13 protein-coding genes and 2 pseudogenes are annotated in these 11371 nt (G+C 69.8%); 8 read left to right on the top strand and 7 right to left on the bottom strand.

The features are described from left to right. Positions 1-168: 168 nt before the first annotated feature. Entirely contained in the window at positions 169-747 is a 579-nt protein-coding gene (locus tag IEZ17_RS40345) for a TetR/AcrR family transcriptional regulator (RefSeq protein WP_189308612.1), read from the bottom strand. Positions 748-835: 88 nt separating this feature from the next. On the opposite strand from IEZ17_RS40345, the gene IEZ17_RS40340 reads away from it, so the two are divergent. The 4 genes from IEZ17_RS40340 to IEZ17_RS40325 all read left to right on the top strand — a co-directional run bounded on the left by IEZ17_RS40340 (position 836) and on the right by IEZ17_RS40325 (position 3056). Next, complete coding sequence (locus IEZ17_RS40340) at positions 836-1282, top strand: anthrone oxygenase family protein (RefSeq protein WP_189308611.1); 447 nt, start codon at positions 836-838, stop codon at positions 1280-1282. A gap of 338 nt (positions 1283-1620) precedes the next feature. Next, positions 1621-2046: a DUF4267 domain-containing protein gene (locus IEZ17_RS40335; protein WP_189308610.1), complete on the top strand. Its 426-nt coding sequence runs from the start codon at positions 1621-1623 to the stop codon at positions 2044-2046. Positions 2047-2286: 240 nt separating this feature from the next. Beyond that, entirely contained in the window at positions 2287-2586 is a 300-nt protein-coding gene (locus tag IEZ17_RS40330) for a DUF8825 domain-containing protein (RefSeq protein WP_189308609.1), read from the top strand. Between the two features lie 2 nt (positions 2587-2588). Continuing rightward, complete coding sequence (locus IEZ17_RS40325; RefSeq protein ID WP_189308608.1) at positions 2589-3056, top strand: DUF6233 domain-containing protein; 468 nt, start codon at positions 2589-2591, stop codon at positions 3054-3056. A gap of 4 nt (positions 3057-3060) precedes the next feature. Here the strand turns inward: IEZ17_RS40325 and ku are convergent, their stop codons facing one another. Together ku and IEZ17_RS40315 are read right to left on the bottom strand one after the other, a co-directional pair. Continuing rightward, positions 3061-3834 (bottom strand): non-homologous end joining protein Ku, encoded by a 774-nt coding sequence (gene ku, locus IEZ17_RS40320; protein WP_189308607.1) that lies wholly within the window; start codon positions 3832-3834, stop codon positions 3061-3063. 226 nt (positions 3835-4060) lie between these two features. After that, on the bottom strand, positions 4061-4798 hold the full coding sequence (locus tag IEZ17_RS40315) for a TetR/AcrR family transcriptional regulator C-terminal domain-containing protein (RefSeq protein ID WP_229853096.1): 738 nt from the start codon (positions 4796-4798) through the stop codon (positions 4061-4063). A gap of 104 nt (positions 4799-4902) precedes the next feature. Between IEZ17_RS40315 and IEZ17_RS40310 the strand changes: the two genes are divergently transcribed. Next, positions 4903-6375, top strand: a complete 1473-nt coding sequence (locus IEZ17_RS40310) for an FAD-dependent monooxygenase (RefSeq protein ID WP_189308606.1) — start codon at positions 4903-4905, stop codon at positions 6373-6375. Positions 6376-7026: 651 nt separating this feature from the next. Here IEZ17_RS40310 and IEZ17_RS40305 read toward each other — a convergent pair. After that, positions 7027-7482 carry a MarR family winged helix-turn-helix transcriptional regulator gene (locus IEZ17_RS40305; protein WP_189308605.1) on the bottom strand — a complete coding sequence of 152 codons (456 nt, stop codon included), beginning with the start codon at positions 7480-7482 and terminating at the stop codon, positions 7027-7029. 108 nt (positions 7483-7590) lie between these two features. Between IEZ17_RS40305 and IEZ17_RS40300 the strand changes: the two genes are divergently transcribed. Further along, entirely contained in the window at positions 7591-7983 is a 393-nt protein-coding gene (locus IEZ17_RS40300) for a nuclear transport factor 2 family protein (protein WP_189308604.1), read from the top strand. Positions 7984-8181: 198 nt separating this feature from the next. Here the strand turns inward: IEZ17_RS40300 and IEZ17_RS40295 are convergent. The 3 genes and pseudogenes from IEZ17_RS40295 to IEZ17_RS40285 form a co-directional block, all read right to left on the bottom strand. Continuing rightward, positions 8182-8781: pseudogene (locus IEZ17_RS40295) on the bottom strand (transposase); the annotation flags it as partial. Between the two features lie 101 nt (positions 8782-8882). Continuing rightward, entirely contained in the window at positions 8883-9257 is a 375-nt protein-coding gene (locus IEZ17_RS40290; protein WP_189308603.1) for a GntR family transcriptional regulator, read from the bottom strand. Continuing rightward, on the bottom strand, positions 9254-10033 hold the full coding sequence (locus IEZ17_RS40285) for a hypothetical protein (protein WP_189308602.1): 780 nt from the start codon (positions 10031-10033) through the stop codon (positions 9254-9256). Before IEZ17_RS40285 ends, IEZ17_RS40290 begins: the two co-directional genes overlap by 4 nt. 374 nt (positions 10034-10407) lie before the next feature. On the opposite strand from IEZ17_RS40285, the gene IEZ17_RS40280 reads away from it, so the two are divergent. Together IEZ17_RS40280 and IEZ17_RS40275 are read left to right on the top strand one after the other, a co-directional pair. Then, a complete protein-coding gene (locus IEZ17_RS40280; protein ID WP_229853095.1) occupies positions 10408-10602 on the top strand; it encodes a hypothetical protein in 195 nt (64 codons plus the stop codon). Between the two features lie 17 nt (positions 10603-10619). Continuing rightward, positions 10620-11095: pseudogene (locus tag IEZ17_RS40275) on the top strand (PDZ domain-containing protein). Positions 11096-11371 lie beyond the last annotated feature (276 nt).

The raw sequence follows: 11371 nt of genomic DNA, 5'->3' as shown, positions 1-11371 counted from the left end.
GGGTCGTGATCAATGAGCATCGCAGCTTTCGGGGCGGGTGCCCGTCTGGGGTACGGGGCCCGGCGATCTGCGGCTGTGCCGTGTGGGCGCGAGTGACCGGAAGCGATGCCGCAGGCAGGCAGCGGCGGGGCCCGAGGGCCCCGGCTGCGTGCCTGCCTGGATGGTGTGTCAGACCACGGCGAGCCGGTCCACCAGCAGCTCCACCCTCTGCGCGGCGTCCTCCGGCGGCAGCCGTCCCGCCCGGGTCAGGGTGGCCAATCCGTGCAGGGACGCCCAGAACGTCTCGGTGAACAGTCCCGGGTGGACGCCGTCCCCGGCGACCTCGCCCAGGCTTTCCAGCAGGGCGGCGAAGGCGTCCTTCAGCGGCTCCGGGGTGTCCTCCTGCGCGTACGCCAGGCCGCCGTCGAGCTGGAACAAGGCGTCGTAGACCGCCGGGTTGCGTGCGGCGAAGTCGAGGTAGGCGCGGGCGAGGGCGGCGACCCGCTCGCGCGGGCTGTTCGCTCTGGAGGTCGCGGCCCGCACCTCCGCAGCCATCTGAGCAGCGCCCTGGAGGGCGACGGCGCCGATGATCTCCCGTTTGCCGCGGAAGTGGCTGTAGAGGACGGGCTGGCTGTATTCGATGCGCTCGGCGAGCCGGCGGGTGGTGACCGCGTCCCAGCCCTGCTGCTCGGCGAGTTCGCGGGCTGTCGCCACGATGAGGCGCTCGCGCTCCGCCCTTTCGCGTTCCTTGCGTTCCTGTACCGACATGATTCGATCCTAGCACCGCTAGACAATCAAGCGGCAGCAGTACTAGCGTTGCCTCATCAGCTATCAACGCTAGATCCCAGGGGTCGTCATGCTCAGCGCACTTGAGGTGTTCACCACCGTGATCGTCGGCGTGATGGTGGGGGTGGAGTTCTCCGTCGCCTTCGTCATCAACCGGATCCTCGACGCACTCCCCGGCGACAGTGGCCAACTCGGCCGCGCCCACGGGGGCCGGATGCTCGGCGCCGTGATGCCGGTCTGGTACATCGGCTCGCTCGTCCTCGTCGCGGTCTGGGCCATCGCCGGATGGCACCACCACGGCACCGGCCTCGTCGCCACCGCCGGCGCGCTACTGATCCTCAGCGTGATCATGTCGCTCCTGCTGCTCGTCCCGATCAACAACCGGAACAAGACGTGGACCCCCGAGAACCGGCCCGCCGACTGGAAGGAGCAGATGAACCGCTGGGACCGCCTCCACTACATCCGCGTCGCCGTCATCATCGCCGCCTTCGCCCTGCTGGCCGCCGCCCTCACCTGATACCAAAGCCGCCCCGACATGCACTGGTTCACCCCTGTATGTCGACAGCTTGCGCCCCGTCGGGGTGAGCCCGACAGGGCTTCGGATTTCTGACCCCGCGGGCCGACGCCGCGCCGGTGGCGCACAATCCCCACTCCCCGGGCGGCAGCCGACCACCGAAATCCCGACATTCGGGAATGCAGCTGCTGCCGCTCAGATCCCACAACGGCGATCCCGACAAACTACGCCCCTCGATCAGCCCCTCGATCAGCCGCGCGCGCGGCCTGGTCAGGCCCCACACGACTCAGCAAGCTCCACGAAGCTCACCAAGCCGACGAAGACTCGCAGGGAGAAGAACGATGTCGCTGAAGAAGATCAACACCGTCCTGGCCGCCGCCTTCATCCTCTTCATCCTCTGGTTCGGGACGGAGTTCATCCTGAGCCCGGAGACGACGGCGCCGGGCTTCGGCCTGCCGAGCTGGCCGTCCGGCGACGGCGGCGGCTTCCTGATCATCAAGGGAATCCGCGACGTCGTCCTGGCCCTGGTCCTGGGCATCCTGCTGGTGACGGGCCACCGCCGGGCGCTGGCCTGGGCCCTGCTGGTGGAGGCCCTTGCCGCGTACGGCGACATGACCACCGTGCTGGCCCACCACGGCTCCGTGGCCACCGCACTCGGCGTCCACTGCCTGACCGCGACACTGATGGTGGTCAACGGCCTGCTGATAATGCGCGAGACCCGCAAGGTCGCGGTCGCTCCGGCAACGCCCGCCCCGCAGCCCGCCTGACGCCACCTTGGCGCGTGTCGGTACTCGCCTGTCAGCGCCCGCCGGGAAAGGCGAGGCGCACGATCTTCTTCCAGTGGGCGGCGGCCTGGTCCCGTTTCTCCGGGATGGCGCAGCGCGGCCCCCTGCCCCGATTCTCATCAACGGTGGCGAGCTCAAGCGGTCAGCGCATCACCGCTGTTCAGGAGGTCAGCGTAGACCTCTGCCGGAGTGCGGTAGCCATGGGTCCTGCGCGGACGTTGGTTGAGTTCATGGGCGAAGGCCGACCTCGCCAAGCTGTACGCGGCCCTGCCGTGGTCGGCGGAGGCGTTGGAGGGCTGGGACCGCACCACGGAGACAGGCGGCGGCTACTACGAGAGCCACCGGCCGGACTCCGCCGGCCGGACCGACACCGAACGCCAGCTGGTCGACGAGATGCGGGCACGGGTCCTGGAGCCGGCCGAACGTGTAGTGACCCACGAGTTCTGGTCCACCTGCGACGACGTTCCAACGGCCCGGTCCGCGCTCAAGCACGCCGCGACCGGGGACCCCGACCCGTCATAGTCATGGATGCAGACGAAGGCCGCGCCTACCCGAGGGCCAAGCTGCACCTCCCCGACGGCCAAAGGGTCCAGGTGCGGGCGACACGGTGCCGACCGGACCGACTGGGCCGTTTCTGGTACGACTACGCGCTGGAGCTCCCGACACGGACCGACGACCGGCGCCGCGGCCCCTCCCCCACCACCTACCTCTTCACAGGGTCAGCCCCGCACCCGATCATCCAGCCGATCGAGGGCCAGGACTACCGCGCGATCCACGCGCCACCACGCCAGGAGCGGCAGCGCTGGCGACTCGCCCCAGCACCCCCAACCGCCTCCCGGTCGGGCTACTTCGTGCACCGGCTCAACTGCGCCCAGACCGAGAACGCTGAACGCCTGCTGACCGATCCCGAGGCACTGGAGATGCTGGCCGATCCAACCGTCGCCGTACCCTGCCCGGTCTGCCGGCCCGAGACAGTCCTGCGCACCTCATAACTGATCACGTGGCGTTCCGGGTCTGGCGGGCGCGTTGGACGGAGGCTTCCAGAGCTGCCATCAGGTCTTCAGGGAGAGCAGGTTCCGGGGGCGGCACCGCTGCGTGGCCACCGGCGGCGAGGGTGCCCACGAGCGCATCGAGGGCGGCGGCGTATTCGTCGTGCAGGTCCTCGACCTCCACACCGGTCACCTCGGAGATCAGCAACTCGGCGAGTTCCAGCTCGTGTTCGGTCGTCGGGGCTGGGCTGGCAAGGTCGCCCGGGTCACGGATCTCCTCCGGCCAGCGCGGGGTCTGGCAGACCAGGATGCCGTTGCGGGGCCTGAGCACAGCCAGGCGCTCGCGCGAACGGAGGGTCAGCATGGCCACGCCCAGCCGGCCCGTGCGGGACAAGGCTTCGACCAGGAGCGCGTAGGGGCGCTGCGCGGCGGGTGTGGAGGCGCCGATCCAGTACGGACGCGCGTACAGCAGAGGGTCGACGTCGTCTGCTCCGATGAAGCCGAGGACTTCGACCGTTCGTTTCGTCGGCGGCGGTAGGGCGTCAGGGTCGGCGTCGGTCAGGATGACGGTGCGCCCGTCGGGCATCTGCCATCCGCGGGCGGTTTCGTGTGCGGAGAGCTGCTGGCCATCGATCTCACAGACCCGTTTGTGCCGCACGCGGGCACCGTCAGCGGCATGGACGAGATGCAGGCCCGGCCCCTGCTCCTCGGTTGCGGCGTAGAGGTCCGCGGGCAGGGCGACCATCCCGAAGGCGATGGTGACCTGCCAGATCGATCGCATGACAGGACCGTACGGACCCCATTCGAGGTGCCCGTGCACGGGGCCGTACGAGTCGGTGAGTCGGCAACCGACGGGCGCCCGCTCACCAACGCCGAGGGCCGGGCCGGTACTGCGGGGCTGAACGGCGTACTTCCGGCACGGGGTGTCGTCCGCGACCTTCCCATCCAGTCGGCTCTACTGGCCCCGGCATCACTCGGGCAGGGCGTGCTGAGCGTCGTCGGCTCGTTCACCCACGCTGTCTCGCAGAACGTCCACTCGCAATGACGGCTGCGACGAAGCCGGTCCCGCCAGGTCCGGACTCCACATCGCAACCATCTCCATCTGGTCCGCCCGTTGATGCGAAAGAAGGGCCATGGCCGACCGGGCCCTCGGCCCGGGGAAGGCCGGCGATGATCAGGTCGAGGGCGAATTCGAAGCGCTGGTCGAAGCTGTCGGGGCCGACGTACGGCAGGACCGCGGCCAGGGCCGGGTAGGTGCTGGCCGGAACCTGGTCCGGGAGGAGGGCCGGTGCGGTCTCCTGGGCGGCCTGCTGTTCCTGGGTGAGGCCCAGGGTCAGGTAGAAGATCGACCAGTGGGTCCACGCGGCTGTGCGTGGCGAGTGGCCGGCCGCCAGCAAGGTGGCGATCACGGTGTCGGCGTAGCGCAGCGTGCGGGGCTCGGCGGCGAAGACGCCCGCGACCATCCTGGCGGCGTCGCGGTGGGAGAGCAGCGCCGCGCGGCAGCGGCGGCTCAGCTCTTTGAGGCGGTCGGGGAACGCCTCGGGCAGCGGCTCGTCGAGACAGTGCACGAGGAGTTCGTCGGAGGCCAGTTCGAGCAGGCGGCCCTTGCTGGAGGCGTGCCAGCGGACGGTGTTGTGCTGCACCCCGAGCCGGGCCGCGACGGCGCGCATGGTCACCCCGTCCAGCCCGTGTTCGTCGAGGACCGCCAGCGTGGCGGCGACGATTTCGCCCTGTGTCGTACCCATCCGATGCGCCTCTCCGGTCGGCTTCGCATCCCTGTTGTCCAATGGACAATTCTAGGGCATGCTCACTCTTGTCCAACGGACAAGAGTGAGAGGAAGTGGTTGTCATGCTCGACGTGCTCATCGCCGGGGCCGGCCCGGTGGGGCTCTGGCTCGCCGCGGAGTTGCGCCTGCACGGGGTGGAGGTGACCGTCGTGGAACGCCGGGCGGTACCGGACGGACGGTCGCGCGCGGTCGGCATGCAGGCCGGCACGCTGGACACCTTCGCCACCCGCGGACTCGCGGAGCGGTTCATCGAACGGGGCACCCCGGTGCCGACCGGTCACTTCGGCGCGGCCACCACCCGGCTGGACTTCTCCACGGTCGGGGCGGTGCACCCGTACATGCTGGCGCTCGGCCAGTCCGTCACCGAACAACTCCTGGAGGAACACGCGGTTTCCGTGGGCGCCCGGGTGCTGCGCGGGGAGGAAGTCGTCTCGCTCACCCAGGGGCCGGACGCCGTCGAGGTGGTGATCCGGGCCGGCGGCACCCACCGGACCGTGCGGGCCGGCTGGCTGGTGGGCTGCGACGGCACCCGCAGCGCCGTGCGCCAGGCGGCCGGCATCGACTTCCCCGGTCAGGACACCACGCTGACCGGGTGGCTCGCCGACGTCGAACTCGACGATCCGCCCACCGCGCCGCTCGCCGCCACCGGGCCGGCCGGTTCGTTCCTGGTGGCCCCGATCGGCGACGGCGTCCACCGGCTGGCGGGCCTCTCCACGGCCACCATGCACCACGGCACCGGCGAACCGCTGACCCTGGAGGAGGTGCGCGAGCAGACCCGCACGCTGCTGGGCCGGAACCTGGGTATCCGCAACCCCCGGTGGCTGTCGCGCTACGGCAACGCCACCCGCCAGGCCGCGCGGTACCGGGCCGGACGGGTACTGGTGGCCGGGGACGCGGCGCACATGTTCTTCCCGGCCGGTGGGCAGGGCATGAACCTCGGCATCCAGGACGCCACCAACCTGGGCTGGAAGCTGGCCGCCACCCTCCAGGGCCGGGCACCCGACGGACTGCTCGACAGCTACGACACGGAGCGCCGGCCGGCCGCCCGCGCCGTCATCGACAACACCCGCGCGCAGCTCGCCCTGTTCGCCGCGGCGAGCCCGGAGCAGATCGCGCTCCGCGAGGTGTGGTCCGCCGCGCTGGCCGAACCGGAGACCAACCGCCAGTGGTCCCGCCGGATCGCCGGCTTCGACGACCCGCTCCCCGCCGGCACCGCACCCGGCGCGCACCCGCTGAACGGCACCCGCCTGGCCGGCCTCGCCCTGGACGCGGCGCAGGCACCCACCGCCCACCCCTTGATGCACCACGGCCGGCCATTGCTGCTGGACCTCGGCGGGACGCAGACGCCGTGCCCCGCGGGTGATCTGGAACAGCGGGCGGTGACCGTCAACACCGAAGCGGCAGAGCCGATCTGGCGGAACGTCACCGCCGTCCTGATCCGGCCGGACGCCCGGATCGCCTGGGCCAGCACCGACACCGACCCGCAGCGCCGGGCCGCGGCCTGCCTCACCGCCCTGCGCACCCTGTGCCGCTGAGCCCACACGCCGGGTCCGCTCGGCTGGTACTGCAACCGCATTCGGGAAGTCGCCGCAGGTGGATCGGCACGCGCCACCTGCAACGAGGTGACTCATCGTCAGCTCTGCGGGGTGCCGACCTGCGGGTCCGGCTCCTGACCGGGTGCAGGCCCCGACGTTCCAGGCCCGCCCGGATCGTCGCATGGAACCCGCCCCATCCCGTCTGACCTGCGGCGAAGCGATGAGTGCGGTTGCAGTATCAGGGGATGCCACTGGTCCGCGTTCGCGAGGCCACTGCGGAACTGGCCGGGAGCCTGGTACTTCAGGATCGCGAGTCATTTGGTGCGGCCGGACTTCGGCCGCACAGTCCCGCCAGCCGCCGTCACGAGCCCAGGAAGCCCAGCCGAACCTGACGGTTGGAATTGTCGGCACTGGTGTCCGCCAACCTCCGTTAAGGCGACCCCCAGGGTAGTCCCTGCCGCGCGGTGTCCAGCATCGGGACAACCCTCTTGCAGGAGGCGACTCCGCACGCGGCCCTGCACCGCGTGCCGCTCGCCTCGATGCGCAGGAATCCGTCCGGTCCAGACCCGATCGGCGGTCATGGCCCGCCCGCCACAGAGATGTGGAGCTCAGCGGGCGCCGGACCCAGATGCCCCGGCGCCCGGTCGGCCCTCAGTCGCGTTGGGGCGCGAAGGGACCTTCATCGACGAATCGACGTAGCCCGCGTGCGAAGGTCCGGGCGTCGGCTTCCGGCCAGGAAGCGAGGGAGTCCTCGATGGCGGTGACGAACCGCTGCCGGGTGACTGCGACTGTGCCATGGCCCTGGTGGGTGAGGGTGAGGAGGGTGGCGCGGCCGTCGACGGGGTCGGGTTGGCGCTGGACCAGGCCGGCGGTTTCCAGGCGGTCGGCGCGTCGGGTGACGGTGGTGCGGTCCAGGCCGATCTCGCGGCCGAGGTCGGCGGCGCTGAGGGGGCCGGTTCGGGCCAGGCCGCTGAGTACCGGATAGGTGAGTTCGTCGACCGCTTCCCCCAGGCCCTCGGTGAGGTGGGTGTAGAGGCGGGCGCGGGTGCCGCGTCGCAGCAGCAGTCCCAGGGCGTCGGCGATGTCGTATCCCGTCGTGTCGGTCACCGCTCAAGATTAGCGTGCGCCGCACACGCTTCTCCTGCTACAGTCATAAGCGTGCTTCAAGCACGCATCTCCGTGGGGGGCATGCCCCCCGAACCGAAAGGAATCACCATGAACCGCACCGACGCCCGCACGGCCCTCACCGACCTGCTCTTCACCCCGGGACTCGACCTGGACCAGGCCGCCGACCGGCACTTCGCCCCCGACTACCGCCAGCGCACCGACGGCGACTGGGCCGACCGCACCGAGTTCCTCACCCACATCGCCCACCTGCGGAAGGTCATCGCAAACGGCTCGGTCACGGTGCACGAGGAACTCGTGGCCGGCGACCACTACGCCGACCGCCACACCGTCGATGTCACCAAGACCGACGGATCCACCGTGCGCATGGAGGTCTACCTTTTCGCCGAGTTCGCACCTGACGGACGCTTCCGCCGCATCGAGGAGACCACCCTCATGCTCAACGGCGCCGAAGAGGACCGAAACCTCGGCAGCGCCCGCTGAGTGCCCACGGCTCGCGGCGTCCGCCGGGTACCGGGATGGAGGGCCGCGTGCGGGAGAACTGCCGATCCATGAGCTGATCCCGGGTGCCCCGCAGCGTGTAGTCCGCGCCCCTGCTGACCAGGCGTGAGAGCAGGGGCGCGGATGATGTCTTCATCGCCGCGGGGTTCGTTGCGGCCGACCTCGCCGATGGAGTGGGAGTCCCCGCTCGCCGAGCAGGGTGCGCGACTCGGCCGAGTCATAGCCGGCATCAAGGTGCACGGTTTACCTCTTCGGGTAGTGGCCCAAGTTCGGCCAATAGATCGAGCGTTGGGGCCAGAAGCGGTGAGTCGTGGCAGTTGGCGCCGGCCAGGATGCGGCCAAGGGGGATGCCTTAGCCGTCGGTCATGCCCGAACGCTTCATGCCCTGCTTGCCCCGGTCGACCGGTGAGCGTCCGGCTGCTTCCCCGCCGCCCGGGGCCTTGGTGATGGCTCCGTCCATGGCGCTCTGATCGAGGACGAGACCGACGAGGCGGTCATAGGCGTCGGGCGCCATCTGCTTCAGCCGGGCGAACAGCCCCAGACGTATCCCTCGTCCCGGCGGTTGCGGATCGAGGTGGCCGAGCAGGTGGAGTCCGCGATTGCTTCATAGAAGCAGCCGCAGCGAAGGACTTGCAGCAGCTTGTCGAACACGATCCTGTCGCTGATCCGGCGCCGGTGGCAGCCCAATGGGTGGGCCGGATCGAACTCGGGCCGCTGGGGCAACAGGGCAGCGAATTGGTCCCACAGTGGTTCGGTCAGCCATGACGGCAGCCCAGGCACAGGTCTCCCGTGATCACAGAGCGTCGCAACTTCATGTTCACGGAACCTGTGCCTGTCTCTTCTGGCAGCTGGCCCCACCCGTTGACTGTCTGCGCGGCCTCTCAGTCCAGGGCCTTGCGGACGGCGGTCAGGATGGCTTGGGCGTCGGCGCCGAGAGCGCGAGCCGCTGACGTGAAGTTCCGTGCCAGCATGGCGAGTTGCTCTGCGTCGGGGTGCATTCGTTCGGACGGGAGTGCCGCGACCCGAGTGCCTGCGCCACGGCGGGTGCGGATCAGCTCGACGGCCTCCAGTTCGCGGTAAGCGCGAGCCACTGTGCCTGGTGCCAGGCCCAGGTCGGCAGCGAGCTGACGCACGGTGGGCAGGCGTTCGTCCTCGGTCAGTTGGCCGGTGACGATCAGGGCTGCGAGTTGGGTGCGGATCTGCTCGTACGGCGGAACCGGGCTGGCTGTGTCGACGCGGACGGAAGGGCCGGTCATTGTCGGACTGCTCGGGGCGCCACCAGAGTGAACAGGGACCATGCCAGGGTGACCAGGGCCAGCAGGCTCATGGGGTAGATCACCACGGCCGTGAGTGTGCCCGGTGTTCCCTCGCAGCTCGTGTTCGTGAGGAAGCTGGCAATCATCAACAGGACGGCCAGCAGCTGGCCCGCGGCCAGTACCCCCCAGCCTGCGGTGACCGCCCGTGAGCGGTTCCGGCGCTGCTGGTCGTCGCCCGGGCGGTGGGCGATGCGGCGCAGGGCCCAGGCGCAGGCGGCGGTTCCGATGGCGAGAGAGACAAGGATCTGGTTGCCGTAAAACATGCCGGGCCAAAGGCTGACAGGTGCTTTGGGTACACCATCGCAAGCAACGTTCTGGGTAGCGACAGCGACAGCCCGGTGTATGGCGTCGGGGGAGGCTTTCGCAGCCCCGATCCCCACCAACAAGACGAGGAGTACCGCCTCAAGGGGAAGCAGGACGGTGAGACGGGGTGGCACGAGGTCTCTGACCCGGCGCGGGGTGAGGCCGGCCGTGCGTACCGCTTCCTGGGGACGAGGGGTGAGGGCGTCGCCGAGCAGGACGCCGCCCACCGCGCACAGGCCGAAAGCCATGACGGCGCTCACCAAGGGCACGTCGAAGCCGTAATCGTTGCCGAATCTGCTGATGTCCGTGGTGGCCCACAGTGGTGCGGCTATGGCGCCCACGGCCAGACCGGCCCAGCAGGCGTAGCGGTCGGCGAGGTAACGGGGGGCGGGCGGGGATACGGTGTCGGGCATACGGGGACCTCAGCGAGTGGCGATGGCCGGGTGGCTTGTGCTCAGCGGTAGCGGGCGCTGCTTGCGCAAGCCGCTTTGTAGCAAGCAGTAAGCACAAGATGCCGCCATCAGAGACTTGCGCCAACTGCTCGATACAAGTTGAGGTGGGCGGGCATGGTCAGCACCTTCGCAACACGCTTGGACCGAACCGGCCGGACAGATGGGACGGAAGTCGAGTCATACCCGGTAAGGCGTGGATCCCATTCTGGCCGCCCGGCGTGCGTCCCCAACATGCCACGTGTGCAACAGCAGTCAGGCACCAGCCACTGGGACACACGTCCTCGACGCCGACGATGACCGGGCGCCTATCTGCGCGATCTCTCCAGCGTGCCCACGTGAACGTGCACACGCACACACAAGACCCCACGCTCTGTCAAGTCCCAGGAGGGAGGTGCCTGGAGACCGGCCTGCGCTACCGATCCGGGCGCATCGTCGAGCGGGTACGCGCGGTGCGACGGTCGCTGACCTCCAGCGCCCCGCCCAAGGTCGTGCGGGACCTGGACGAACGCCTTCACGGCGTCTACCTGTGAACAGAAAGGGCGAAGAGATGCGCGTAGGAACCACCGGCCACCGCGGCTTGGACCACGACGTCGAGCGGCAGGTCCGCAGACTCCCGAACGATGCGGTGCGCCAGTGGCAGCCGTCCGAACTGACCGCCGTCTCCTGCAACGCCGACGGCCCCGACAGCTGGCTCGCCGAGGCGGTACTCCAATACGGCGGCCGACTGGAGGTCGTCGTCCCCGCCCGGGAATACCGCGCGGACACCCCGACTGGCACCACCCCGTCTATGACGCGCTGCTCAAGCGGGCCGCCGACGTACACGAAACCGGCCTGACGACATCGGGCTCCGCCGCGCACATGGCCGGCAGTGCAATCCTGGTCGGCCCGGTGGACCAGCTGCTCGCCGTGTGGGACGGAAAACCCGCCAGCGGCTACGGAGGCACCGCGGACGTCGTCGACTACGCCCGACGCACCGGCACCCCCGTCCGGGTGCTGTGGCCGGCAGGCGCCACGCGCACATAGCCTCCCGAGCAACCGGCACACGGGTGTCAGCGTTCCAGGGGCACAAGGGACCCGGGTTCCTGGCGGTCGGCGATGCCCTCCGCCGACCGCCAGTCCAAAGCTCGCCTCGGGCGGTAGGGGCTGTCTGCAATTGCGCTATCGCCCTCCGTGGCCACACTGGCAGGATCGAGCCTCATGGCGTGAGTGCCGAGAGGCGCGACCCAGTGGGCGAGGGAGACTAGTAGATCGTCGCGGCTAATGCTTGGGGTAGAGGTGGCGCAGTTTGATGCGTGCATC

The organism is Streptomyces albospinus (genome assembly GCF_014648695.1).
GTDB classification, from domain to species: Bacteria; Actinomycetota; Actinomycetes; order Streptomycetales; family Streptomycetaceae; genus Streptomyces; species Streptomyces albospinus.
Note: the sequence above shows the minus strand (reverse complement) of the source record. Positions and strands in the feature narration are given on the sequence as shown.

Excerpts from the sequence above, each read along its gene's own strand:
- IEZ17_RS40345 (WP_189308612.1), bottom strand. The coding sequence starts at position 747 with ATGTCGGTACAGGAACGCAAGGAACGCGAAAGGGCGGAGCGCGAGCGC.
- IEZ17_RS40340 (WP_189308611.1), top strand. The coding sequence starts at position 836 with ATGCTCAGCGCACTTGAGGTGTTCACCACCGTGATCGTCGGCGTGATG.
- IEZ17_RS40335 (WP_189308610.1), top strand. The coding sequence starts at position 1,621 with ATGTCGCTGAAGAAGATCAACACCGTCCTGGCCGCCGCCTTCATCCTC.
- IEZ17_RS40325 (WP_189308608.1), top strand. The coding sequence starts at position 2,589 with ATGGATGCAGACGAAGGCCGCGCCTACCCGAGGGCCAAGCTGCACCTC.
- ku (WP_189308607.1), bottom strand. The coding sequence starts at position 3,834 with ATGCGATCGATCTGGCAGGTCACCATCGCCTTCGGGATGGTCGCCCTG.
- IEZ17_RS40315 (WP_229853096.1), bottom strand. The coding sequence starts at position 4,798 with ATGGGTACGACACAGGGCGAAATCGTCGCCGCCACGCTGGCGGTCCTC.
- IEZ17_RS40310 (WP_189308606.1), top strand. The coding sequence starts at position 4,903 with ATGCTCGACGTGCTCATCGCCGGGGCCGGCCCGGTGGGGCTCTGGCTC.
- IEZ17_RS40300 (WP_189308604.1), top strand. The coding sequence starts at position 7,591 with ATGAACCGCACCGACGCCCGCACGGCCCTCACCGACCTGCTCTTCACC.
- IEZ17_RS40290 (WP_189308603.1), bottom strand. The coding sequence starts at position 9,257 with ATGACCGGCCCTTCCGTCCGCGTCGACACAGCCAGCCCGGTTCCGCCG.
- IEZ17_RS40285 (WP_189308602.1), bottom strand. The coding sequence starts at position 10,033 with ATGCCCGACACCGTATCCCCGCCCGCCCCCCGTTACCTCGCCGACCGC.